The 24,404-nt window shown below is 62.7% G+C and carries 23 protein-coding genes; 5 read left to right on the forward strand and 18 right to left on the reverse strand.

Features of this window, described 5'->3' with window-relative positions:
• Positions 1-161: 161 nt before the first annotated feature.
• Both clpB and BBX50_RS22960 read right to left on the reverse strand, forming a co-directional pair.
• Positions 162-2,768, reverse strand: a complete 2,607-nt coding sequence (gene clpB / locus BBX50_RS22955) for an ATP-dependent chaperone ClpB (RefSeq protein ID WP_065777635.1) — start codon at positions 2,766-2,768, stop codon at positions 162-164.
• Positions 2,769-3,072: 304 nt separating this feature from the next.
• Complete coding sequence (locus tag BBX50_RS22960; RefSeq protein WP_065777636.1) at positions 3,073-4,101, reverse strand: saccharopine dehydrogenase; 1,029 nt, start codon at positions 4,099-4,101, stop codon at positions 3,073-3,075.
• Positions 4,102-4,231: 130 nt separating this feature from the next.
• Between BBX50_RS22960 and BBX50_RS22965 the strand changes: the two genes are divergently transcribed.
• Complete coding sequence (locus BBX50_RS22965) at positions 4,232-4,816, forward strand: TetR/AcrR family transcriptional regulator (protein WP_065777637.1); 585 nt, start codon at positions 4,232-4,234, stop codon at positions 4,814-4,816.
• 85 nt (positions 4,817-4,901) lie between these two features.
• Here the strand turns inward: BBX50_RS22965 and BBX50_RS22970 are convergent, their stop codons facing one another.
• The 5 genes from BBX50_RS22970 to BBX50_RS22990 all read right to left on the reverse strand — a co-directional run bounded on the left by BBX50_RS22970 (position 4,902) and on the right by BBX50_RS22990 (position 11,553).
• Positions 4,902-5,564: a DUF4167 domain-containing protein gene (locus BBX50_RS22970; RefSeq protein WP_065777638.1), complete on the reverse strand. Its 663-nt coding sequence runs from the start codon at positions 5,562-5,564 to the stop codon at positions 4,902-4,904.
• 333 nt (positions 5,565-5,897) lie between these two features.
• Positions 5,898-6,767, reverse strand: a complete 870-nt coding sequence (gene prmC / locus BBX50_RS22975) for a peptide chain release factor N(5)-glutamine methyltransferase (protein WP_065777639.1) — start codon at positions 6,765-6,767, stop codon at positions 5,898-5,900.
• Between the two features lie 3 nt (positions 6,768-6,770).
• On the reverse strand, positions 6,771-7,853 hold the full coding sequence (gene prfA, locus BBX50_RS22980; protein WP_065777640.1) for a peptide chain release factor 1: 1,083 nt from the start codon (positions 7,851-7,853) through the stop codon (positions 6,771-6,773).
• A 71-nt stretch (positions 7,854-7,924) separates the two neighbouring features.
• On the reverse strand, positions 7,925-10,192 hold the full coding sequence (gene ptsP, locus BBX50_RS22985; RefSeq protein WP_065777641.1) for a phosphoenolpyruvate--protein phosphotransferase: 2,268 nt from the start codon (positions 10,190-10,192) through the stop codon (positions 7,925-7,927).
• Between the two features lie 86 nt (positions 10,193-10,278).
• Positions 10,279-11,553, reverse strand: a complete 1,275-nt coding sequence (locus tag BBX50_RS22990) for an aspartate kinase (RefSeq protein WP_065777642.1) — start codon at positions 11,551-11,553, stop codon at positions 10,279-10,281.
• A gap of 649 nt (positions 11,554-12,202) precedes the next feature.
• Between BBX50_RS22990 and BBX50_RS22995 the strand changes: the two genes are divergently transcribed.
• Positions 12,203-13,735 (forward strand): ABC-F family ATP-binding cassette domain-containing protein, encoded by a 1,533-nt coding sequence (locus BBX50_RS22995; RefSeq protein WP_065777643.1) that lies wholly within the window; start codon positions 12,203-12,205, stop codon positions 13,733-13,735.
• Between the two features lie 73 nt (positions 13,736-13,808).
• Here the strand turns inward: BBX50_RS22995 and BBX50_RS23000 are convergent, their stop codons facing one another.
• Positions 13,809-14,324 carry a class I SAM-dependent methyltransferase gene (locus tag BBX50_RS23000; protein ID WP_065777644.1) on the reverse strand — a complete coding sequence of 172 codons (516 nt, stop codon included), beginning with the start codon at positions 14,322-14,324 and terminating at the stop codon, positions 13,809-13,811.
• A 153-nt stretch (positions 14,325-14,477) separates the two neighbouring features.
• Here BBX50_RS23000 and BBX50_RS23005 point away from each other — a divergent pair, with 153 nt between their 5' ends.
• Positions 14,478-15,035 (forward strand): dihydrofolate reductase family protein, encoded by a 558-nt coding sequence (locus BBX50_RS23005; RefSeq protein WP_065777645.1) that lies wholly within the window; start codon positions 14,478-14,480, stop codon positions 15,033-15,035.
• A 120-nt stretch (positions 15,036-15,155) separates the two neighbouring features.
• A complete protein-coding gene (ubiG, locus tag BBX50_RS23010) occupies positions 15,156-15,902 on the forward strand; it encodes a bifunctional 2-polyprenyl-6-hydroxyphenol methylase/3-demethylubiquinol 3-O-methyltransferase UbiG (RefSeq protein ID WP_065777646.1) in 747 nt (248 codons plus the stop codon).
• A 30-nt stretch (positions 15,903-15,932) separates the two neighbouring features.
• Here ubiG and BBX50_RS23015 read toward each other — a convergent pair whose 3' ends face one another.
• From BBX50_RS23015 to BBX50_RS23035, 5 genes are all read right to left on the reverse strand, one after another.
• Positions 15,933-16,499 carry a GNAT family protein gene (locus BBX50_RS23015; protein ID WP_065777647.1) on the reverse strand — a complete coding sequence of 189 codons (567 nt, stop codon included), beginning with the start codon at positions 16,497-16,499 and terminating at the stop codon, positions 15,933-15,935.
• A gap of 104 nt (positions 16,500-16,603) precedes the next feature.
• Positions 16,604-17,032 carry a DUF1178 family protein gene (locus tag BBX50_RS23020; RefSeq protein WP_065777648.1) on the reverse strand — a complete coding sequence of 143 codons (429 nt, stop codon included), beginning with the start codon at positions 17,030-17,032 and terminating at the stop codon, positions 16,604-16,606.
• Positions 17,029-17,886 carry a carbon-nitrogen hydrolase family protein gene (locus BBX50_RS23025; RefSeq protein WP_065777649.1) on the reverse strand — a complete coding sequence of 286 codons (858 nt, stop codon included), beginning with the start codon at positions 17,884-17,886 and terminating at the stop codon, positions 17,029-17,031. The genes BBX50_RS23020 and BBX50_RS23025 overlap by 4 nt, the downstream gene beginning before the upstream one ends.
• An 82-nt stretch (positions 17,887-17,968) precedes the next feature.
• Positions 17,969-18,226: a glutaredoxin 3 gene (gene grxC / locus BBX50_RS23030; RefSeq protein WP_065777650.1), complete on the reverse strand. Its 258-nt coding sequence runs from the start codon at positions 18,224-18,226 to the stop codon at positions 17,969-17,971.
• 47 nt (positions 18,227-18,273) lie between these two features.
• Positions 18,274-19,047, reverse strand: a complete 774-nt coding sequence (locus BBX50_RS23035) for a ComF family protein (RefSeq protein WP_065777651.1) — start codon at positions 19,045-19,047, stop codon at positions 18,274-18,276.
• Positions 19,048-19,105: 58 nt separating this feature from the next.
• Here BBX50_RS23035 and BBX50_RS23040 point away from each other — a divergent pair, with 58 nt between their 5' ends.
• Positions 19,106-19,984 (forward strand): methyltransferase domain-containing protein, encoded by an 879-nt coding sequence (locus tag BBX50_RS23040; RefSeq protein WP_065777652.1) that lies wholly within the window; start codon positions 19,106-19,108, stop codon positions 19,982-19,984.
• 117 nt (positions 19,985-20,101) lie between these two features.
• Here the strand turns inward: BBX50_RS23040 and BBX50_RS23045 are convergent, their stop codons facing one another.
• The 5 genes from BBX50_RS23045 to BBX50_RS23065 all read right to left on the reverse strand — a co-directional run bounded on the left by BBX50_RS23045 (position 20,102) and on the right by BBX50_RS23065 (position 24,188).
• Positions 20,102-20,422, reverse strand: a complete 321-nt coding sequence (locus tag BBX50_RS23045; protein ID WP_065777653.1) for a hypothetical protein — start codon at positions 20,420-20,422, stop codon at positions 20,102-20,104.
• A gap of 180 nt (positions 20,423-20,602) precedes the next feature.
• Positions 20,603-21,016, reverse strand: a complete 414-nt coding sequence (gene mutT / locus BBX50_RS23050; protein WP_065777654.1) for an 8-oxo-dGTP diphosphatase MutT — start codon at positions 21,014-21,016, stop codon at positions 20,603-20,605.
• A 5-nt stretch (positions 21,017-21,021) separates the two neighbouring features.
• Entirely contained in the window at positions 21,022-21,777 is a 756-nt protein-coding gene (locus tag BBX50_RS23055; RefSeq protein ID WP_139108522.1) for a GNAT family N-acetyltransferase, read from the reverse strand.
• A gap of 120 nt (positions 21,778-21,897) precedes the next feature.
• On the reverse strand, positions 21,898-23,139 hold the full coding sequence (argJ, locus tag BBX50_RS23060) for a bifunctional glutamate N-acetyltransferase/amino-acid acetyltransferase ArgJ (protein WP_065777655.1): 1,242 nt from the start codon (positions 23,137-23,139) through the stop codon (positions 21,898-21,900).
• Between the two features lie 185 nt (positions 23,140-23,324).
• Positions 23,325-24,188 (reverse strand): peptidylprolyl isomerase, encoded by an 864-nt coding sequence (locus BBX50_RS23065; protein WP_065777656.1) that lies wholly within the window; start codon positions 24,186-24,188, stop codon positions 23,325-23,327.
• Positions 24,189-24,404 lie beyond the last annotated feature (216 nt).

Below are 24,404 nucleotides of genomic sequence, written 5' to 3' on the forward strand. Positions count from 1 at the left end.
CGAGACCGGCGTGAGCGCAGGCCGCCACTTTTGCCACCCGGAAACCCGCCCCAACGTCAGCACCAAATCCACAAAACAAAACCCGCCGAAAAATCGACGGGTTTGTCAGCGGTCTGGGCCGCCCCAAAAGGGCGGCCGTTGCTTTCTGCTTTTTCGCCTTGTCAGGCGGCTTCCTTGTCCGCCGACGCTCCGCGCCTGAAGTTCAGGCGATCCGAACCGGCGAGCACCTTGACGGTCGATCCATCCGGAAACTCGCCCTGCAGGATCTTCTCGGCGAGCGGATCCTGCACGTACTTCTGGATCGCCCGCTTCAGCGGACGGGCGCCGTAGGCCGGGTCGTAACCCTTCTCGGCCAGGAACGCGCGGGCGTCGTCCTCGAGTTCCAGCGTGATCTTGCGCTCGGAAAGCAGCTTGCGCAGCCGTGCCAGCTGGATGTCGACGATCGCGCCCATTTCCGAGCGGCGCAGCCGATGGAACAGGATGATTTCGTCGACCCGGTTCAGGAATTCCGGCCGGAACGCGGTCTTCACCACCTCCATCACCTGGTCGCGAACGACATCGCTGTCTTCGTTTTCGCCAAGCCCGACCAGATACTCTGCGCCGAGGTTCGACGTCATGATGATCATCGTGTTGCGGAAGTCGACGGTACGGCCCTGACCGTCGGTCAGGCGGCCGTCATCGAGCACCTGCAAGAGCACGTTGAAGACATCCGGATGCGCCTTCTCGATCTCGTCGAACAGCACGACCTGGTAGGGCCGACGCCGGACGGATTCGGTCAGCGCCCCACCTTCTTCGTAACCCACATAACCGGGAGGCGCCCCGATCAGCCGGGCGACCGAGTGCTTCTCCATGTATTCCGACATGTCGACGCGCATCAGCGCGGTCTCGTCGTCGAAGAGGAAGCGGGCAAGCGCCTTGGTGAGCTCCGTCTTGCCGACGCCGGTCGGTCCGAGGAAAATGAACGAGCCGATCGGCCGGTTCGGATCCTGAAGCCCGGCACGCGCGCGCCGCACCGCCCGGGAGACCGCCTGCACGGCGTCGCCCTGACCGACGACCCACTTCGCCAGCTCGTCTTCCATCCGAAGCAGCTTGTCGCGTTCGCCTTCCAGCATCTTGTCGACAGGAATGCCGGTCCACCGGGAGACCACATGCGCGATGTTGTCGGGGGTCACGACCTCCTGCACCATCGGATTGGCATTGGCGTTTTCCTGACTTTCGGCATCCGAGAGCTCCTTTTCGAGCGTCGGAATGACACCGTAGGTCAGTTCGCCGGCGCGCTGGAACTCGCCCTTGCGCTGGACGATCGCCAGTTCGTTGCGGGCTTCGTCAAGTTGCTTCTTCAGATCAGCGGCGCGGCCAAGCTTCTGCTTTTCCGCCTGCCAGCGGGCCGTCAGGGCCGATGCCTGCTCTTCAAGTGAGGCAAGGTCGAACTCGAGCTTCTCCAGCCGATCCTTCGACGACACATCGGTTTCCTTCTTCAGGGCCTCGCGCTCGATCTTCAGCTGGATGATGCGCCGGTCGAGCTCATCGAGCTCTTCAGGCTTGGAGTCGACCTGCATACGCAGGCGCGACGCAGCCTCGTCCATCAGGTCGATCGCCTTGTCCGGCAGGAACCGGTCGGTGATGTAGCGGTTCGACAGCGTTGCAGCTGCAACCAGAGCTGAATCGGAGATCCGCACCTTGTGGTGCTGCTCGTATTTCTCTTTCAGGCCGCGCAAGATCGAGATGGTGTCCTCGACCGTCGGTTCTTCGACCATGACGGGCTGGAACCGCCGGGCAAGGGCTGCATCCTTCTCGACATGCTTGCGGTATTCGTCGAGCGTCGTGGCACCGACGCAATGCAACTCGCCGCGCGCAAGCGCAGGCTTCAAGAGGTTGGACGCGTCCATCGCCCCTTCCGCCTTTCCGGCACCGACCAGCGTGTGCATCTCGTCGATGAACAGGATGATCTCGCCGTTTTCGGCCTGGACCTCATTGAGCACGGCCTTCAGCCGCTCCTCGAACTCGCCGCGAAACTTCGCGCCGGCAATCAGCGCGCCCATGTCGAGCGCCATCAGCCGCTTGTCCTTGAGGCTTTCGGGCACGTCGCCATTGACGATGCGCAGCGCCAACCCCTCGGCAATGGCGGTCTTGCCGACGCCGGGCTCGCCGATCAGCACGGGGTTGTTCTTGGTGCGGCGCGACAGCACCTGGATGGTGCGGCGAATCTCGTCGTCGCGACCAATCACCGGGTCGAGCTTGCCCTCGCGGGCATCGGCCGTCAGGTCGCGCGCATACTTCTTGAGGCTGTCGAAGCCCTGTTCGGCGTTGGCACTGTCGGCGGTGCGGCCCTTGCGGATGTCGTTGATCACCTGGTTGAGCTTGGTCGGGGTGATGCCAGCCTTGGCGAGAACACCCGAGGTCGCGGCCGAGCTTTCGATCGCAAGCGCGAGCAGCAGCCGTTCGACAGTGACGAAACTGTCACCGGCTTTCTTGGCGGCCTCTTCGGCGCTCGAAAAGACGCGGGCAAGCGGCTGCGACAGGTAAACGGACCCGTTGCCGCCGGAAACCTTGGGGAGCTTGGCGAGTGCCGCATCATTGCCGGCGCGCGCCTCGCGGGCGTCGCCTCCGGCGCGCTCGATCAGGGAAGCGGCCATGCCCTGGTCGTCGTCGAGCAGGACTTTCAGCACATGCTCGGGCGCGAACTGCTGGTGACCTTGCGCCAGCGCATAGGTTTGCGCCGATTGCAGAAAACCGCGCACGCGCTCGGAATATTTTTCGATGTTCATGCTTTACCTCCATAGCCCGGCAGGCCCATCTCGCGGCACCCGTCGGTGTTTCAGGATCAGGCTCCCGCATTCGGCAAGCCTGTCAGTGTGGAGCGGTCCCCGCGCTTTCGCCGGATCAACGCGTCCGAAGCGAATATGGGGCACCGATTCCGGAAATTAAAGGCCCATCCGAAGCCTGCGAATGGAAATCTGCAACCGGGAAATGCGGCCGCGCTTCGGTGGAATTGCGCGGCCGCCGATCGACAGCAAGGGGCGTTGCGTTGTCAGTTCGCCACCGGCCTTTCAGCCGGTTCCGCCCACAAATTCAGGCCGCTTCGGCCGCCTCCGGCCACACGGCGAACGAGGCGCCGAACTCCTCCATGCGCCGCACGTAGTAAGCCGGGTCAATCAGGACCTCGGGCAGGTAGAGGCCGGGGGTCGGCGCTTCGCCGCCCGCAAGACCGAGCATGCGTTCGACTGCCAGCGCAACACCAAGGGCGGTCAGGGGCGCCTGGCCCTCGGGGTGCACGATCTCATGGCGACGCTCGAGAGGCTGGCCATCCTGTCCGCGTCCGACGAGATCGATGACGATCTCGGTCGAAAACGCTTCGCCGCGGCGTCTGCTGGCAGATTCGCTATAGGCCAGATCCAGGCGAATGTTGCCGGCGTTGGTGCGGGCGGCAAGCGCCATGACGTCGAAGGGTGAATAGGCAACAGCGTCGAGTTCGACACCATCGACACTTCGATAACGCGCCTTGGAATCCTCGCCACCAGCCCAGTGCAGCTTGCCGTCCTTGACGGTCAAGGCCGCGGGTGCCAGGCCGGTGATGCGATTGTAATCGGCGAGTGCCGCTGGCCCACCCATATCCTGTTCGTCAAGCAATGCACCGATGCGGATCGTGTCGATCGCCTCGTAAACCTTGGTGAATTCGAGGATGGGAAAGATGGCCGCACCGGCAAGCCAGTGGCTGGCAAGCAGAATCGGCGCCTTGTCCGGTGCGTGGATGTACTGCGCCATCTCCGGCCCAACCTCGAAGGTGCCGCTGGAGAGGCTGATATAGGGTATGCCATGACGCTGGGCATAACGCATCGAACTCAGCTTCTCGTCCTTCAAGAAGATGACGACGGCGCCGAAACGCGCCTCATCGCCGAGACCAAGATCGGCCCGCCCCAGATCGACGCTGACGCCGATTGCACTGCCGACCTCGCGCGCGACCGCTTCGGCCTTGCCGAGATCACGGCCGCCGATGGCGATCGGCAGAGTGGGATGCAGCCGGCGGATGATCTTCGCTGCCTGTGTGCCGACGACACCGGAACCGCCGATGATCAAAACAGGCTGAAACTTGCTCGACATCTTCTTATCTCCTAGACGAAAGGTGTCCGGCCGATTGCCGAACTTACCAATAGTAAGTTACTATCAGTAGATAAGTTGCCGACCATCGTTTTCAAGAGGCCGCGCCGACGCGAAAAGAGGAATGCGACCGATGGCACCGACGAAAAGCCGAAAGCTCACCAAGCCGGAACGACGTGCTCAACTGATCGGAACCGCCAAGGAGATCTTGCGCGAAAGCGGCGCCGACGCGCTCACACTTGGACACCTCGCCGAGCGGGCCGGTGTCAGCAAGCCGATCGCCTATGAGCATTTCGGCACACGGGAAGGCTTGCTGATCGCATTGTCCCAGGAGATCGAGGACCGACACGCAGCGAAACTGAAGGCAGCACTCGCTGGGGCAGCAAAAAAACTCGACACGGTCGCAAGCATCATCAGTTCCGTCTACATCGACTGCGCCGTCGAAAGCGGTGAGGAATGGCAGGCGATTTCCGGCGCTCTTCGCGGCAATGCCGACATGATTGCCACGCAGCAGCGGCAGGCCGACGATTATGTTGACATGGTCCAAGGGGCACTTGGCTCCTTTTCGAAGGTCTCCGATGACGATTTGCGTCTGCGCTGTGCCGGCATTGCCGGAGCCGCCGAGGCGATCGGCCGCGAACTGATCCGCGGCAGGACCAACGAAACCGCCGCCGCTGCCAATCTTGCGGCGTTGATAGTCGACAGCGTCCACGATTGAGGGTCGAAAACCCGACAAAGAAAAACCCGGCCGCGAAGGGCCGGGTCTTGATGCCTGTCTGAGACGGGCGATATAGCGAGTTTGTTTACTCCGAGGCGGCGAGAGCCGGCGCTTCCGGAGCAGCGTCATCCGAAGGCTGAGCATCGTCGGCCGCACCTTCCTGTGCGCTGCGGCGCGGACGGCGCGGACGGGGGGCGTTGCGGCGGCGCGACGCGGCACGGCCAGAGGCGGCCGGTGCTTCCTCTTCCATTGCCACTTCCGCCGGCGTGCCCTCGATCACCGGCTGCGGGCCCGTACCGTCGATAACGACCGGCTGCGGCTCGGCAGCTGGTGCCGGCGCTGCGACCATGGGAACCGGCATATCGTCGGCATAGCCCTGATCCAGATCATCCTGGTCCTGCTCGTTCGCGTCATGACCGCGGAAGTCCTGACGGTCGTCGCGCTGGAACCGATCCTGCATCTGCGCCTGCGCAGCGGCGATGATGCGGTTGTAGTGTTCGGCATGCTGCAGGTAGTTTTCTGCCATAACCCGGTCGCCGGAGCTCTGGGCATCGCGCGCAAGCGCTGCGTATTTCTCGGCGATGTGCTGGGCAGTGCCGCGAATCTTCACGTCCGGGCCGGAGCTGTCATAGGTCCGCGTCAGCGGATTCGAGCCCTTGCGGTTATGGTTGCTTCCGTTGTTATTGTTGTTGTTATTATTGTTGTTATTCCGCCCGCGGCCGCGCTTGTTTTGCTGTCCTGGCCTCATAGTACATTCACCCGAATTCTCTTGATAATGATGATCATGTGGTTTCGTCTTCCGGCCGGATCCGTTCGCGCCCGGCAGAACGCTCGCTGTTGTGCTCGCACAACAGCGGCTTCGGCGCCGACTGACGTCAAATTAACAGGTACCCGCACAAGGCACTTGTTGAACCCTAGCAACTCTTTCTTGAGAGCAATCCCCGTGGCCAGGTCATACCGGAACGAATCTTAGGTCCATGACCTTCTGCCCAGTGCGCGGGCAAACTAGCCCGCTTCCTCTGGGATTCCAAGCCCTTTCTTTGCCTCTGCAAGAAAGAAGATGCGCCAGTGCAGCATTTTTTCAACGGTTTGTGTCGCGTTCGAAGATCAGGACCCGATCGTTGCCGCCGAGATCCTTCGCTTCTTCACGCAGACGGAAATTCTCGGCGCCAAATAACGCCGTCACCGCCTCTTTCTGGTCGAAACCGATTTCCAAGCCTATCACGCCGTTTGTCTCAAGATGATGACCAGCCTGAGAAGCGATGGCGCGATAGGCATCTAGCCCATCATCTCCGCCATCGAGCGCGGCGGCCGGATCGTGAAGTCTCACCTCCGGCTCAAGCTCATCAACGACACTGGACCGGATATACGGCGGATTTGAGACGATGATGTCGTAGCGCCCATCCACTGCCTCATACCAGTTGCTCAGAAGTGGTCGGAAGCGATCCGCCAGACCGAGAGCGACCGCGTTTGCTGTCGCGGTCGACAGCGCGTCCTTGGATATATCGGTAGCCGTGCCCCGGGCTTCAAGGATCTGCGAAAGCAGCGCCAGACAAATCGCCCCGGTGCCGGTCCCAAGGTCGATGATCTCGCAGCTTCCCTTTCGGGTCACCACCTCGCGCAAATAGGGGAGCATGCGATCGACGAGTGTCTCGGTGTCCGGCCGCGGCTCCAGCGTTTCCTTCGAAAGCTTGAGGGGCAGACCAAAGAACTCGCGTTCACCGAGAATACGATACACTGGCTCGCGTGCCAGCCGACGCGCGACCGCTGCGCGAATCCTTGAAGCGTCCTCATCCGAAACCGGGTCCCTGCCGCGGGACACGACCGCACTCAGCGACATGTCGAGCAGGCCCGAGATCAGATGCCGGACGTCGAGGGCCGCATGCTCGATGCCGCCCGCCTGCAGGCGGTCGCGACTTTCGGCAACGAGGCTCGCTAGCGTCTCGGCCATGGCTTAGCCCCGCTGTTCGCCGAGTTGTGCCAACTGGCTCGCCTGGTAATCGGCAAGCAGCGCATCGACGACCTCGTCGATCTCACCCATCATCATCCGGTCGAGTTTGTAGAGCGTCAGGTTGATGCGATGGTCGGTGAGGCGTCCCTGCGGAAAATTATAGGTGCGGATGCGCTCGGAGCGGTCACCGGACCCCACCTGGCTCTTGCGGTCGGCCGAGCGTTCGCTGTCGGCGCGCTGGCGCTCCATGTCGTAGAGGCGCGAACGCAGGACCTGCATCGCCTTCGCGCGGTTCTGGTGCTGCGACTTTTCCGAACTGGTGACGACAAGCCCGGTCGGTAGGTGGGTGATGCGCACGGCAGAATCGGTCGTGTTGACGTGCTGACCGCCGGCGCCCGACGAGCGCATCGTGTCGATGCGGATATCCTCGGGCCGGATCTCGATGTCGATGTCTTCGGCCTCGGGCAACACTGCAACAGTTGCCGCCGAGGTGTGAATGCGGCCGCTTGCTTCGGTTTCCGGCACGCGCTGGACGCGATGGACACCGGATTCGAATTTCAGGCGCGAAAACACGCCGCGCCCCGAAACCGTCGCGATAATTTCCTTGAAGCCGCCGGCCTCGCCATCGCTTGCCGAAAGCACCTCGACGCGCCAGCCCTTTCCGGCTGCATAGCGCTCGTACATGCGAAAGAGGTCACCGGCAAAGAGCGCGGCTTCCGATCCGCCGGTGCCGGCGCGAATTTCGAGGATCGCACTTTTTTCGTCGGCAGCATCCTTCGGCAGGAGCAGGATCTGGATCTCCTGCTCGAGCACTTCGATTGCCGCCTCGACCTCGGGCTTCTCCATCTCGGCGAGATCGCGCATCTCCCGGTCGGTCGATTTGTCCGAGAGCATGGCGGTGATATCGGCAAGCTCAGTCGTCGCCTTCTCATAGGCGCGGATCTTCGTCACGACCGGCTGCAGCTCGGAATATTCCGAGGCGAGTTTGACATAGACGTCCGCGGCCGGGCCGGCGGACATACGAGCCTCGATCTCGCCGAACCGCCGTTCCAGTTCGCGCATCTTTTCAACGGGAAGCTTTGCCAAGTGTCACTCCAAATGCGCTTCTCCCCGCCCGGATCGCAGTCCGCGCGAGGCTCACGACGCTTCAAATCAGTCTAAACCGGGATGCCGTTTTCCGCAGCGAAATCGACCAGCATCTGGCGGATGGGCGTCTGGTCGCGGGTATCGTCCAGCGCCGTGTTGAGCACGGCACCAAGCTTGCCGGCGTCGAGCCCCAGAAGCATTGCCTTGATCGGTCCGACGGCCGTTGGCGACATCGAGACCGAACGGAAGCCAAGGCCGAGCAGTGCCATGGCCGAAAGCGGCTTGCTCGCCATCTCGCCGCAGAGCGTCACCGGTGTGTCGTGCCTCTCGCCGGCGCGCACGATGTCGCGCAGGATCCTGAGGAATGGCCGCCCGAGCACGTCGAAGCGATCGGAGACGCGGGCATTGCCGCGGTCGACCGCCATCGCGAACTGGAACAGGTCGTTGGAACCGACGGAGACGAAATCCACCTCGGTCATCAGTTCGTCGAGCTGCCAGAGCAGCGCCGGCACTTCCAGCATCGCGCCAAATTGAAGCTTGCGCGGCAATTGTTCGCCAAGCTTCGACTGCCGCTCGATTTCCTTCTGCAGCAGATCACGCGCTATTCTGAGCTCGGAGACCTCCGTGACCATCGGCAGCATCAGCTTCAGCTCGGCACCCGCCGCCGCGCGCAGCATCGCGCGCAGCTGCGTGCGCAAGAGCCCGGGCCGGTCGAGCGAAAGCCGGATCGCCCGCCAGCCAAGCGCCGGATTTTCCTCTTCCGCCGCGCGGAAATAGGGAACGACCTTGTCGCCGCCGATATCGAGCGTGCGGAACGTCACGGGCTTGCCGCCCGTCTGCTTCAGCACGTTGCGGTAGAAGGCTTCCTGCTCCTCCGCCTTCGGCATGGTCGAGGCGATCATGAACTGGAGCTCGGTACGGAAGAGGCCGATGCCTTCCGCGCCCGCTTCGTTCAAATGCGGCAGATCGACAAGCAGACCGGCATTCATCTGCAGCGTGATGCGCTTGCCGTCCCTCGTCAGTGGCTCGACGTCCTTCAGCGCGCGGAACTGCGCCTGGCGCCGCGCCCGGAATCGGACCTTTTCCTCATACGCCCGTTGCAGGTCGCCGAGCGGACGCAGGTGCACCTTGGCATCATCACCATCGATGATGATCGCGTCACGATTTTCGGCAAGCGCCACCGCGCCGGTCGCCTGACCTATGACCGGAATACCCATGGCGCGGGCGACGATCACCACGTGGCTGGTGACGGCGCCCTCTTCGAGCACGAGGCCGCGCACATTCTCGCGCGGATAGTCGAGCAATTCGGCAGCGCCCATGGCGCGTGCAACGATCACCGCGTCGGTCGGGAAGTCGCTGGCCGACAGCTTGGCGCCGTAGCCGGAAAGCTGACGCAGCAGGCGATTGGCGAGATCGTCGAAATCGTGCATGCGCTCGCGCAAATACGGATCCGTCAGGCGGATCATCCGTGCCTTGGTCTCGCTCTGCACGCGCTCGACCGCCGCTTCCGCCGTCAGGCCGTTGCGGATCGCCTCTTCGAGCTTGCGCACCCAGCCGCGGTCATGCGCGAACATGCGGTAGGTCTCGAGCACCGCCCGGTGCTCGCCCTCCATCGACACTTCGCGGCGCGACAGCATGTCATCGATCGAGATGCGCAGCGACCCGAGCGCCTCGGCGAGGCGCTGCAGTTCCTGGTCGGTGTCTTCGTTCAGGAGGTTGGTGACGACGATCCTTGGCTCGTGCAGCACGACATAACCAAGGCCAATGCCTTCGCCATAGCTGTTGCCGTCGATCGAGACGGGACGCGACAGGTCGAGTTCGAGGCCCGGCTTGGTGATCTTCTTCAGCTCGCCGGTCGCCACCATCTCGGCGAGAACCATGGCAGTCGTCTCGAGCGCCTCGACCTCGTCTTCGCGATAGTTGCGCATCGCCTTGTTCTGGACGACGAGAACGCCGAGCGCGCGGCCAGTGCGCAGGATCGGCACGCCTAGGAAGGAATGGTAGATCTCTTCGCCGGTTTCCGGCAGGTAGGTAAAGGCTGGATGCGACTGGGCATCAGAGAGATTGAGAGGTCGTGCCGAAGCGGCAATCGTGCCGACGAGGCCCTGCCCCATCTTCAATTGCGCCAGGTGGACGGCGGCCTTGTTCAGACCTTCCGTCGCGTAGAGTTCGAGTACGCCGTCGGAGCGCAGCACATAGACCGAACACACTTCCGCGACCATATTCTGCGCGATCTGGCGCACAATACGGTCAAGGCGCTCCTGCGGCTCCAGCGGTTCCGCCATCAACTCGCGCAACCGCTTGAGGAGAACGCGCGGACCTGCGGAAAGGTCTCTCATCGCGTAGGGTCTCCCGAAATAGAGTACACGACGGCAACGGGAGGCGCAGCGAAACCGCTGCGAATCCCAAATCAGTCGCCTGTCGATTAACTCTTATCGAGACCGTAAGCGGAATGCAAAGTGCGAACCGCCAATTCCGCGTAGGGACCGTCGATCAGGATCGAAATCTTGATCTCGGACGTGGTGATCGCCTTGATGTTGATGCCCTTGTCGGCAAGCGCGCGGAATGCGGAGGCCGCAACGCCGGCATGGCTGCGCATGCCGATGCCGATCACCGACACCTTGACGAGGCCGGCTTCGGACTGAACGACGTCGTAGCCGATCTTTTCCTTGTTGTCGCCGAGCACTTTCAGCGCCTTGTCGACATCACCAGACGGAACCGTGAAGGTCATGTCGGTCTTCGAGCCATCCTCGGAGATGTTCTGGACGATCATGTCGACGTTGATATGGGCTTCAGCCAGAGGGCCGAAGATCGCAGCGGAGACACCCGGCCGGTCAGCGAGACGGCGCAGCGAAATCTGGGCTTCATCCTTGGCATAGGCAATGCCGGTTACGACTTCCTGTTCCACGATCTCATCCTCATCACAAATCAGCGTACCGGGCGGATTGAGAAGGTCACCCATGCCCGGCGCATCGGGATCTTCGAAAGACGAACGCACGAAGGTGCGAACCTTGTGCACCATGGCAAGCTCCACCGAGCGCACCTGCAGCACCTTGGCGCCGAGCGATGCCATTTCCAGCATTTCCTCGAACGCGATCTTCTTCAGCCGCCGCGCCTTCGGCTCGATGCGCGGGTCGGTCGTATAGACGCCATCGACGTCGGTATAGATGTCGCAACGGTCAGCCTTGACCCCCGCGGCAATCGCGACGGCCGAGGTGTCGGAGCCGCCGCGGCCAAGCGTGGCGACGCGGTTGTCGGGCCCAAGCCCCTGGAAGCCGGCGATAACGGCAACCTGGCCCTCGCCCATGCGGCGGATGAGTTCGGCACCGTCGATATCGAGAATGCGGGCGGCGCCATGGGCGTTGTCGGTGCGGATCGGGATCTGCCAGCCCTGCCAGGAGCGGGCGTTGATGCCCATCGACTGCAGCGCGATCGCCAGCAGCCCGGAGGTGACCTGCTCGCCGGAAGCGACGATCGCGTCGTACTCGCGCGCGTCGTAGAACGGCGAGTTGGCTCCGGTCGCCTTCGGCATGTTCTGCACCCAGCCGACCAGTTCGTTGGTCTTGCCGGACATGGCGGAAACGACGACGGCAACCTCGTGGCCGGCATCGACCTCGCGTTTCACATGGCGGGCGACATTGTGGATGCGGTCCAAATCAGCGACGGAGGTTCCGCCGAATTTCATCACGATGCGTGCCATGTGCCTCTACCGGTACCCAATTTTGCGCGCGCTGGCGCGCGTGACAGGAAAGCCCCCGCCGGCGCCCGACGGTCAAAAAGCTTGGGAGACTTCTCGCACATCGGCAGTCACCGCTTCGGGGAGCGGAAAGTCGCGGCGTCTCTTAGCGGATCAGGGGGCCGCACGCAATGGCACGCGGACACAGATTCGGACCGCGCCATCAGCCCGAACGGGTGCGTTCCGCAATAATATTGCCAAAGACGTGGCGCGATGGAAATATTCGCATCGAAAGATGCCGCCATGTCTCGTTGAAAATTACTGCCGTCGATGCTAAACACGCGATGCAACTTGAATTCGAGAAAGGGGGGCTGCACGTGATGACATTTTTCCGGCACCACCGCCAGCGTGGCCCCGTCCAAGCCCTGCAGATGCGTTTGCAGGGCTGACCAGCACAATCTTCGCAACACGCGAAACCTACTTCCTGGTCTGCCCAGAGTGATGCAGTGCGGAACCGCCCCGGTTCGAACGTCTGCATCGTCTTCCAATACCGAGCCGACGCGGCCCGCGCACAGCATGTTTGCTGTTCCGGGTCCAAGCATCCGAAAACCCCGGCATCAGGTTTGCCGCCCACGGATGTCCAGTCGCCGCTCGTACAGTCCAGAGAACGACCATGGCCTTGATCAATATCCGCAACCTCGGCGTCAGCCTGAGCGCACCGCTTTTCTCCAACCTCAATATCTCCGTCGCCGCCGGTGACAGGATCGGCATCGTCGCCGCAAACGGGCGCGGCAAGTCGACCCTGCTCAAATCGATCGCGGGCAGCTTCGATCCGACGGTCGGGGAGATCACCCGTTCGCGCGGCCTGACAGTCGGTCATGTCGAGCAGAACGTTCCGACATCGCTGCTGCCCCTCTCCTTCCAGGACGCCGTCCTTTCGGCACTTCCGGCGGATCAGGCGGAAAATGAAAGCTGGCGGGTCGACATCGTGCTCGATTCGCTCGACGTTCCGGAAGCCCTGCGCCCGCGCCCGGTTTGCGAATTGAGCGGCGGCTGGCAACGGCTCATGCTTCTCGCCCGCATCTGGGTCAGCGATCCGGATGCGCTGCTGCTCGACGAGCCGACCAACCACCTCGACCTTGCCAAGATCGCCCGGCTCGAAGCCTGGCTGAATGCCCTGCCGCGCGACGTGCCGGTGCTCCTTGCCAGCCACGACCGCGCCTTCCTGGACGCCACCACCAACCGCACGCTGTTTCTCAGGCCCGAGCAATCGCCGATCTTCGCACTGCCCTATTCGCGGGCGCGCGAAGCCCTCGATGAAGTCGACGCTTCCGAGGAGCGGCGCTACCAGCGCGACATGAAGGTGGCGCAGCAGCTTCGCCGCCAGGCCGCCAAGCTCAACAACATCGGTATCAATTCCGGCAGCGATCTGCTGACCGTGAAGACGAAACAGTTGAGGCAGCGGGCGGAGCGGCTGGAGGATGCGGCGAAACCCGCCCATCAGGAACGCTCTGCCGGCGCGATCCGGCTCGCCAACCGCGGCACCCATGCCAAGATCCTGGTGACGCTTGACGACGTGACAGTGGCGACCCCCGATGGCACCGCGCTCTTCCGCACCGGCAAGCGCTGGATCTGCCAGGGGGACCGCATCGTACTGCTCGGCGAAAACGGCGCGGGCAAGACCCGGCTCGTCAACCTGATCCGCACGGCGATCGAGGAGCCCGGCCGCGCGCCCGAAGCACTAAAGGCAACGCCCTCGCTGGTGCTCGGCTACAGTGATCAGGCGCTTGCGGGACTGTCGGACGAGGAGACCCCGCGTGCCGCGCTCTCCCGTCGCTTCTCGCTGGGCGACCAGCGGGCTCGCTCACTGCTCGTCGGCGCCGGTGTCGGCATCGACATGCAGGAAAAAGTGATCGGCAGGCTCTCCGGCGGCCAGAAGGCGCGCCTCGCCATGCTGGTGCTCAGGCTGAAGGAACCCAACTTCTACCTGCTGGACGAGCCGACCAACCACCTCGACATCGAGGGCCAGGAGGCGCTCGAGGCAGAGTTGCTGAAGCATGAGACAAGCTGCCTTCTGGTGTCCCACGATCGCAGCTTCGTGCGCAATGTCGGCAATCGCTTCTGGCTGATCGAAAGGCGTCGTCTTGTCGAAGTGGAAGATCCCGAGGACTTCTTCGCCTCTGCGGCTGCGAGCGAGCTTGGGTAGCGGTCGCGCAGGCGAACCCGTGACCATCAGCAGTGACGCCCGCGACGAGCGGGCGTCACCTTCCTGAATTCAGTCAGGAAGGCGGTCGGGCGATTACGCAGGCGAGCTCGCCGCCATCGAAGACGTGCGTCAATCGAGCCTCAAGGTTCCACCGGTGGCGAAGAACTGCCCCTTCGAGCCGCGCCGCGACTTCGTCCGCACCCGTGGACGGCTCGTCGTGAAACAGAAAAAGCCGCCCTTCCGGCTTCAACAGCCGTAGCAGCGCAGCAAACTCACGCGTGGGATCGCTCCGCGTAAAGACGCCGACGCGGATCGCAAACGCCTTGTCGAAGCGACGATGACCGGGATCGAGCGCATGAAGGTTTGCGACCTGCAAGTTGGCCCGACCGCCAGCAACGTATTCAGCATTTCGGCGCTCCGCTGCCGCGATCATAGCGGCCGAACGGTCGATGGCCAGGATCGCCCCATCAACGAGCCGTTCGCAAACCTTGGTCACCGCAACGCCGTGACCGCAGCCGATTTCGAGCAGTTGCTCCGAAGCCTGTGGCGCGACGACGTCCACCGCCCACGCGATCCTGTCCTGTGACATCAAAATCCCCCCGACCTTCCAGATCCCGCGAAACTATCACGGAGGCTAACACTCACGCGAGGCAATCTGATGCAAATAATAAACCACTTGCAAGTCGATATCAGTTTTGCCAAACTTTCCGCGACAGACGTGCGGTACCGGGAGAGAGAGAGAATGCGCAAGGTCATCATTTGGGACATGGTCAGCGTCGACGGCTTCTTTGAAGCGCCGGGGCATGACATTGAATGGTTCGTCTTCGAGGACGAACTCGCCGCCTATATCGGCGAAACACAACTCGAGGCGGACACCTTGCTCTTCGGCCGCGTGACCTATGAGATGATGGCCGCCTATTGGCCGTCCGCCGAGGGCGACATCGCCACCTTCATGAACGGAGTCGAGAAATTCGTCTTCTCACGCTCACTGAAATCCGCTGACTGGAACAAGACAACGCTCGTGACCGGTGACGCCGCCAAGGAAGTCGAGCGCCTGAAGCAACGCGATGGCGGCACGATCTTCATCTTCGGTAGCGCCGATTTCGCGGCTGGCCTGATCGACAAGGGGCTCGTCGACGAATATCGCCTCGGCATCAATCCGGTGCTGCTCGGCAAGGGCGTGCCACTGTTCAAGCCGCGGCCGAAGCGGACGAAGCTCAAATTGACCCATGCACGCCCGCTGAAATCGGGCGTGGTCATCTTGCACTACCAGCCGCAAGCGGACGCCACGGCAACCTGATAGAACCAGACAGGGAACGCCCTGCCCCCGCTCCGCCTGCGCTCATCTGGCCCATCGGAACCTCTTGACATCCCTGCCCGATCGTCCGACTTCAAACAGAAGATGCAAGGAGACGGCGACATGAGCGAGACCGCACGCACGACCATCGACCAGAGCGAGGTGGACCGGTTTTCCGCCATGGCCGCGGAGTGGTGGGATCCGACCGGCAAGTTCCGGCCGCTGCACAAGTTCAATCCCGTTCGCCTCACCTATATCCGCGACAAGGTCGCGGAGCATTTCGGCCGCGATGCCAAGGGTCCGCAACCGCTGAAAGGTTTGCGGCTGCTCGATATCGGCTGCGGCGGCGGCCTGCTGTCGGAGCCGATGGCGCGCATGGGCGCGGACGTCGTCGGCGCCGACGCCTCGGAGAAGAACATCGGCATCGCCAAGACGCACGCGGCCGGCAGCGGTGTGGCGGTCGATTACCGTGCAGTGACAGCGGAAGCGCTTGCCGAAGCCGGCGAGAGTTTCGACATCGTGCTCAATATGGAAGTGGTCGAACACGTCGCCGATGTCGATTTCTTCATGACCACCTGCGCCCACATGGTTCGCCCCGGCGGCCTGATGTTCGTCGCCACCATTAACCGCACCATGAAGGCGGCGGCGCTCGCGATCTTTGCCGCCGAGAACGTTCTGCGCTGGCTGCCGCGCGGCACGCACCAATACGAGAAGCTGGTGCGTCCGGAAGAACTGGAAAAGCCACTCTCGGCGAACGGCATGGAAGTCACCGAGCGGACCGGCGTGTTCTTCAATCCGCTCGCCAACCAGTGGAACCTGTCAAAGGACATGGACGTCAACTACATGATCGTCGCCAAGCGGCCGCTCTGAGGTGACCGTCATGCCGTCGACGGGCAGAGCCTATCCGACCTGCGACCTCGCCTGCCATTCGCGTCTCAGCAGCGCATAGACGAACTCGTCGCCCCAGGTGTCGTTGAACCGGTCGTTTTCGATCAGATGCGCCTCGCGGCGCATGCCGAGACGCTCGACGACGCCGACCGATCCGCTGTTGAGCGCATCGAGCCGGGCAAAGATCCGGTGGAAGTTCAACGTCGAAAACCCGAGATCGAGCACAACCCGCATGGCCTCGGTCGCGTAGCCCTTGCCGGCAAAGGCAGGATTGAAGATGTAGCCAGTCTCCGCCTGCTTCGCGTCCTTGCTTGCGAGCTTCAACAGGACCTCGCCGATCAGGACGCCGTCTTCTTGTCGCTCGACCGCAAACACCGCAACGTCCCCGTCCTCATCCAATCGCGGCATCGACGCCTTGGCGAACTTCGCCCGCGCTGCCTTCTCGTCCAGCGGTTCCTGATAGAGATAGCGATAGACTTCCGGCAGACGGTGATAGGCGAAGAAGGCTGGAAAATCGTCGGGTGCGAAGGACCTGATGACGAGACGATCGGTGAAAATGCGTAGCTCGGACAATGTCATTGACTAAAAAATCTCCCATTGCGAAGCCGCCAGATGGGAAGCAAGACGTTGTTTTTAAAGAGCCGGAAACAAGTATCGCGAACGAGGCGCCAACAGACCGCGGGTCAGTTGACCTCGTCCGGAAGGATCGGCAGCGGCGCGACGGCAATTCCTTCTTCGAGAAGCGCCACGGCCTCTTCCGCTGTCGCCTTGCCGATCAGGCCGCGTTCTTCCGCTTCACCATAGTGGATCTTGCGCGCCTCTTCCGGGAAGCGCTCGCCAACATCCTCGGCGTTCTCGCGCACGGTCTTCACCAGTTCGCGGATCTTGGCGATCGTTTCCTTCTGCGCCTGATCCATGATCACCGCCCGCGTCGCCTCCTTCTTGCGCGCGGTCGCAACCGAGGGCGCCATCAGTTGCTTGGCAACGGACGTGGAATTGCAGCTCGGACAGGAAACCAGCTTGCGTTCGATCTGTTGGTCGAAATCATCACTCGACGAGAACCAGCCCTCGAACGCGTGGCCGTTGTCGCAGGAAAGCGTGTAGCGGATCAAGCGGCAACGCCTCCCTTCCCGGTCGGCGCCACTTCATCGAGCACGAAACTGCGGGCGTTCTTCAGATTTGGTATTTTCGCGCGCGCCGCATGCACGGCTGCGACGTCGATTTCGGCAAGCACGATCGCCTCGCCGGCCGGGCCGGCCGAAGCAAGCACCTTGCCCCAGGGGTCCACGATCATCGAATGGCCGAATGTCTCGCGTCCGTCCTCATGGACGCCCCCTTGCGCGGCGGCGATGACGAAGAGGCCGTTTTCGATGGCGCGGGCGCGAAGCAGGATTTCCCAATGCGCCTCCCCGGTCTGCCGCGTGAAAGCGGCAGGCACCGACATGATCTCGGCGCCGGCAACCGCCTGCTGCCGGAAGAGTTCCGGGAAGCGTACGTCGTAGCAGATGGTGAAGCCGAGCTTGCCGAAGCCGAGGTCGGCCACGTGCGCGTTGCTGCCTGGTTGATAGGCAGCACTTTCGCGCCAGCTTTCGCCATTGTCGAGGTCGACGTCGAACATGTGGATCTTGTCGTAGTGACAGATTTTCTGGCCATCAGGCCCGAAGAGCAGGCCACGATTGGCGATCTTGCCGTCAGCAAGCGCGATCGGTGTCGAACCGACATGGAAATGGACACCAAGTTCGCCGGCAAGCTTCGCCGCCGCTGTGGCGATGATGTCGTTCGCCTCGTCCCTGAGGATCGCGCGCAAGGCCGCGCGGTCACGCTGCAGCGCACCGGTCATCTCCGGGGTCTGAATGTAGATGGCGCCCTGACCCGCAGCCTCGCGCGCAAGCCGCTCCATCGTCTCCGCATTCTTGTACGGATCGACGCCGGAACACATCTGAATAGCGGCGGCTTTAAAAGTCATCTTCGTCCAACTCCTGACGCGCACCACGAACAAGCGACACGCCCCACCAGCGGCATTCATGCGATTGCGTGTTCAATGCGCCTCAGGCGGCAAGCAATGCGTCGAGCTTGCCCGCACGCTCCAGCGCATGCAGGTCGTCGCAGCCGCCGACATGAATGTCGTTGATGAAAATCTGCGGGAAGGTCGAGCCGCCATGCGCCTTCTCGATCATCGCCTGGCGAACCTTCGGATCATAGGTGGCATCGTGCTCAAGGAACGGGATGCCCTTGGTTTCCAGCAATTTCTTGGCGGCCGAGCAATAGCCGCAGAACTGACGCGTATAGATGACCACTGAAGCCATGATCCTGAATCGCTCCTTCGCCGGCAACCGTGCCGAACATCCGATTGTCATATAAGACCGGACATGGCTCTTGCAAAGGTCAAAACCGTGACCGGCCCGGCCCCCGCCCGCTTCAACGCCCGGGTCGCGGCGGAAACGGTTGCACCGGTCGTATATACATCGTCCACGAGAACGACGCTTTTCCCGCTGAGACCTGGCTTGCCGCTTTCGGGGACGGAGAAGGCGCCGCGCACGTTCTCCTCGCGGGCGCGCAGTCCGAGGCCAACCTGCCGGCTCGTGCGCCGAATGCGTTTGAGAACGGGTTGATAGGGCCGGCCGGAAAGCCGGCTGATGGCGCGCGCCAGCTCCGCCGACTGGTTGAACCGCCGCCCCCAGAGCCGAAAAGCATGCAGCGGTACAGGGATGATCACATCCGCTGAGGCGACGGCGCCGTCACTCGCCCGGATCATCCATTCCGCCATCATCGGCGCGAGATCGGTGCGGTCGCGATACTTCAGGCCGTGGACCAGGTCGCGGGCGATGCCCTCATGGATGGCCACCGATCTCAACCGGTCGAAGACAGGCGGATTGGCGATCGCTTCGGGCGATAGCGCGCCCGGACCGTGATCGACCGAAAACGGTGTGCCGAGAATATCGCAAAAGGGACGCTCAATCAGCGGCAGCGTTGCCCAGCAGGCGGCACAGACGGAGCGATGCCTGCCGATCAGCCGGCCACAGCCGCAGCAGACCGGCGGATAGACGAGATCGGCGGCTCCGGACGCAAGCCCTCCGAGCACGCGTCCCCACCCCTCCTCCGGATTAAGCCACCTCTTCCATGCCATGCGGTTGACTTTGAACCTCCGAAGGTCTCTTTGCTGGCGATCTCGCGGAGACAGTATCGTGGAAAAAATCTTTGACCAGAGCCTCGTCGAGGCGCACCGGGCAAGGGCCCTTGCAAACGCCGACCCGAAGGCCGGCTTTCTTCTCGATATCGTTGCCGAGGAGCTTGCCGAGCGCGTCAGCGTGGTCGAGCGCCACTTTGATCGTGCGCTGGAGCTGCACGGTTACACCGGGCAAACGGGCCGCCATCTGATGGCAACCGGCAAGATCGACACCATCGAGCGCGTGGAAACGGACGCACGATTCGGCTCGACCGAAGCCCCTGTGACGATCGCATCCCTGGAAGAGGTTCCGGCCGAACCCGAGAGTTTCAACCTGATCGTCTCTCCCCTTTCGCTTCACCTGACCAACGATACGCCGGGCGCCTTCATCCAGGTGCGCCGCGCGCTGAAGCCGGACGGGCTCTTCCTCGCCGCGATCCCCGGCACCGGCACATTACAGGAATTGCGCGAGGCGCTCCTTGCCGCAGAAGCGGAGCTGACGGGCGGCGCCAGCCCGCGCGTCATCCCCTTTGCCGACGTCCGTGATGTCGGCGCCCTTCTGCAGCGGGCCGGCTTTGCGCTGCCGGTCACCGACACCGAGACCTACACGGTACGCTACGATTCGCTGTTCGCTCTGATCCGCGACTTGCGCGCCATGGGCATGACCAGCCCGCTTGCAGCACGCAGTCGCGTACCCGTTTCCCGGCGCTTCTTCCTGAGAGCTGCGGAAATTTACGCTGAGCGCTTCTCCGATCCGGACGGTCGCGTTCGCGCGACATTCTCGATCATCTACCTGTCTGGCTGGGCACCGCACGAGAGCCAGCAGAAACCGCTGAAACCGGGATCGGCAAAACAGCGGCTTTCGGCAGCACTCGGCACAAAGGAGCAGCCCCTGTAACGCCGGCGGCGCAAGCGCTGCGGCGCACCTTGCGATCATGACATGCGAGAAATCAAAGGGCGTTGCGTCGGGTCGTGTCAATGCGCGGCGGCAATCGCCTTCGCCCAGCCGCGCGTTTCAGCAACCGCTCTTGCGGCCGTCGGCATCGATGATGCAAACCGCCCCGGGCATTTCCTGAAGGACGCTGCGACGAACCGTGTAGCGCTTGGTGGTTCCCTTCGGAGGGATCGAGCCGGTCGAGATGTTATCATAATCGACGGGCGTGTTGGCCATGATGCGCTTGTCGGTCTTGGACGAAAGCATCGGCGTCAGGATCAGTGTCAGCGCGATCACTGCAGTTCCGAACAACAGCGACAGATTGAGCACACCCGTCCGGCGGGACTGGCTCGTCACCAAGTCCTTTTCCTGAACCGTGCTCCAGAAATCGTCGTCCACCATCCCAGCCTCACAAACGCGCAACACACGGCGGACGCAAGCGCCCTTCCCTAGCTTGGTTCCACCGCATTGCCTGAAATCGGCACGCCGTTTGCGAACGATACGTACCGAAACTGAATTGAAACTATCTTTGCGCGAGGGAGATAAACGATCGATTAATAATCAATCAGTTTTCGGGTAGGTTCAGAGCAAATCCATGAGAAATGGGATCAGCGGCTCGTCGGCCGGTGGCATAGGATAATCGCGCAGCGCCTTTGGCCGAACCCATTTGATCGCCTGGCCTTCCCTTCCGGTCGCCACACCCTCGTAGCGCCGGCAGACATAGAGCGGCATCAGCAGGTGGAAATCGTCATAGGTGTGGCTGGCGAAGGTAAGCGGCGCAAGGCAGGCAACCTTGGTGCGGATGCCAAGTTCCTCGTCCAACTCGCGGATCAGGGTTTCCTCGGGCGTTTCACCGGCTTCCACCTTGCCGCCGGGAAACTCCCAGAGGCCGGCGAGCGATTTCCCTTCCGGCCGTTGCGCAAGCAGGATGCGACCGTCGCTATCGACGAGAGCGCAGGCGGCAACGAGGACGATCTTCTTTCCGCTGGCGTCCATGGCCCTCAAGCCCTCGGCGTTCTGTAGATATAGCTGTAGACTTCCGAAAAACCGGCGCCGCGATAGAGCGCCAGCGCTGCGCTGTTCTCCGCCTCGACCTGCAGCCACGCCTTCTTGGCGCCCCGCAGACGCGCCCAGCGCAGGCAGACGTCAAGCATCGCCTTGCCGACACCCCGTCCGCGAACCTCTTCGTCCACGGCAAACTGCATGATACCGGCAAGGTCGTTGTCCTGCACAACGAGCGCCACGGCGGTCGGCCCTGTCTCGGCGTCCTCGAACAGGAACAGGCCGCTTTCCGGCTTGATCGCGTTGATGATCTCAGCAAGTGCCGCCTTCTTTTTGGGGTCGCTTTTGCCGATGCCGATGCAGGCATCGACGAAGCGGCCGACATCCTTGATCGGCAGATGGTCGATGCCATCACCGAACTCGCGCTCGGCAAGGTCAACCGTCATCACCAGGCTGCGGCTGAAGGCGGACCACCCCTCAGCGTCCATGTGGGCAACGAGTTGCGGCGGCGTCAGCGGCGTCTGGCGCACGGTCAACGGCCGGCCGTAGTCGGCAAAGCGCTTGGCGGCCTTTTCGAGGCGGACCGGGATGTCGCGATAGTCGGACGGGTCGAGCGGATTGACGGAGTTCAGCCGCTTGGAATCGTGACCCGCGTTGAGCCGGATCAGCCAGCTGCCATCATACTGCACCGACGCTGCCGGCCAGGCCCGGAAGCCTACGGCCTCGAGACGGCGCACGCTCGGGAGATCCACCATTGCCACTTCCCCACCTTCGACCACAACATCGCCCGGTGCCGGCCGAATATCACTCGATGTCATCTTGCTACCTTTGCCAACCCGGAACGCCAGGCTGTTTACCATCGCCCGACCGAAGCCTCAGCTCCGGTAGTCGCCGTTGATTTCGACGTATTCCTTTGTCAGGTCACAGGTATAAACCGTGGCGCGACCGGACCCGAGACCGATTTCGACGCGGATTGTTATGTCCTCTGCCTTCATGATGGCGGTGGCCGCCGCTTCCGAATAGGTGGGATCGCGCTCGCCCTCGACGGCTACGCGCACATCGCCGAACCAGATCGCCAGCCGGTCCCGTTCGGCCATTTCGCCTGATTTACCGACAGCCATGACGACGCGGCCCCAATTGGCGTCCTCGCCGGCAACGGCGGTCTTGACCAGCGGCGAATTGGCGATCGACAGCGCGATGCGCTTGGCGGCTGCGTCGTTTTCCGCACCTTCGACCGTAACCTCGACCATCTTGCGCGCGCCTTCGCCATCGCGCACCACCTGGAGTGCGAGATCGCGAAGCAGGTCGTTCAGCGCCAGGCGGAAGCTTTCGAGCCGCGGATCGGCCGCGTCGGAGACCGTCTGTTGTCCGTCGGCGGCCGCAGCGCCCGTCGCGAAGAGCATCAGCGTGTCGGAGGTCGAGGTGTCGCTGTCGACCGTGACCGAGTTGAAGGTCGGACCGACACCAGCCGAAAGCAGAGCTTGCAGGGCCACGGGGGCGATGTCGGCGTCGGTGACAACGAAGGAAAGCATCGTCGCCATGTCCGGCGCGATCATGCCGGCGCCCTTGGCAATGCCGTTGATCGTGACCTTGACGCCACCGATCTCGGCGCTGCGGGTCGCGACCTTCGGATAGGTATCCGTCGTCATGATCGCCTTGGCGGCTTCGAACCAGAAATCTTCCGTGCCGTTCGCCGAGAGATCGTCGAGCACGCCGGCGAACTTGGTCGCATCGAGCGGTTCGCCGATGACGCCGGTCGAAGCGAGGAACACCTCGCTCTCGGAGCAGCCGACGGCCTTCGCAGCCGATTTAGCCGTAAGCTCGGTCGCTTCGCGCCCCTTGTTGCCGGTGAAGGCATTGGCGTTGCCGGAGTTGACGACGACGGCGCGCGCGATGCCGCCTGCAAGGTTCTTGCGGCAAAAGTCGACCGGAGCCGAAGGGCATTTGGAACGGGTGAAAACACCAGCGACGGCCGCAGGCCGGTCAAAGACCATCATCAGCACGTCGGTGCGGTTCTTGTACTTGATGCCGGCGGCTGCGGTTGCCATGCGCACACCGCGCACGGAGGGCATTTCGGCGAAGGTTTTCGGAGCGAGCGGAGAAACGGAGCCGGACATGGGAACCTGCCTTGACAAGATTGGGCCTAGAGCGGGGCAAGGAACGTGCGTGCGGTTACCCGCCCGCGTCCCGCTACAACTTCATACTGCGACCTTGCAACAAATGCCCGAACGGTTTTCACCGCCGGGCATCGACAAAAGCGGTGACGGCAGGTCCCGTCACAGACAGGACCTGCCGATCGAAATTACTTGGCTTGCTGGGCTTCCTGCGCCTTGTTGGCCTCGTCATAGGCCTTCTTCAGCGCCGGATCGGAGATCTCGACGCCGGCATCCTTTTTCGCGGCGGCAAGCAGCTCGACGTACTTGTCGCGCATGACAAGCTGACGAACCTGCGGCTCGACCTGCTCCAGCGGCGGCGGGGCCTGCGGGCGCTTGTCTTCGACCAGGATGACGTGGAAGCCGAACTGCGTCTTGACCGGGGTCTTGGTGTAGGCGCCCTTCTCCAGAGCGAAGACTGCCGTTTCGAATTCAGGCACCATGCGGCCCTTGGTGAAGTAGCCGAGGTCGCCGCCGTCATCCTTGTTCGGATCGGACGACTTCGCCTTTGCAAGCTCGACGAAGCTCTTGCCGGCGTCGAGTTCCTTGATGATTTCCTTGGCCTCGTCCTCGGTCTTGACCAGGATATGGCGCGCCTTCACCTCTTCCTGGGCCGGGATCGCTGCGATTTCCTTGTCATAGCGCGCCTTAACCTCTTCCTTGGTGATGGCGTCGACGACATGCTTCTTGAAATAGGCGTTGTGCAGCTCGCGCTCGGTCAGGTAGGCGACGCGCTGCTTGAAGGTCGCATCGTCCTGCAGGCCTTCCTTTTCGGCCGTCTTCGACAGAAGCTTGACATCGATGATCGCCGAAAGTGCTGCGGCGCGCTTCTGCTCCTCCGGCATCTGCTGCAGCTGCGGGTCGAGGCCGCCAAGCGCCAGGTTGAGTTCGGACTGGCGCACTTCCTGGCCGCCAACCTTGGCGACCACCGGATCGGCATCTTCCGCCCGCGCGCCGTGAACGGCAATCGCCGCAACCAGTGCCGCGGCGGCCAGGGTTTTCAACTTGGACATGCTCACTAACCTTTCACATTGGCCATCGGCGCAATTGCCTCAAGCGCGTAGCGGCTGCACACCACCAGAATGTGGCGGTTCTGTAGCCGTCCGGCCGTGCAAGTGCGTTGACATAATTCGACCCCCCTCTTATCTGTCACGCAACCTCGCGTCCAGAACAGTTTCCGGGCGTTTCACGGCATTGCGCGGTTTTTCACGGCGCGGCCATGAGACCTT

This window comes from Ensifer sp. LC11, assembly GCF_001695835.1.
GTDB lineage: Bacteria > Pseudomonadota > Alphaproteobacteria > Rhizobiales > Rhizobiaceae > Ensifer.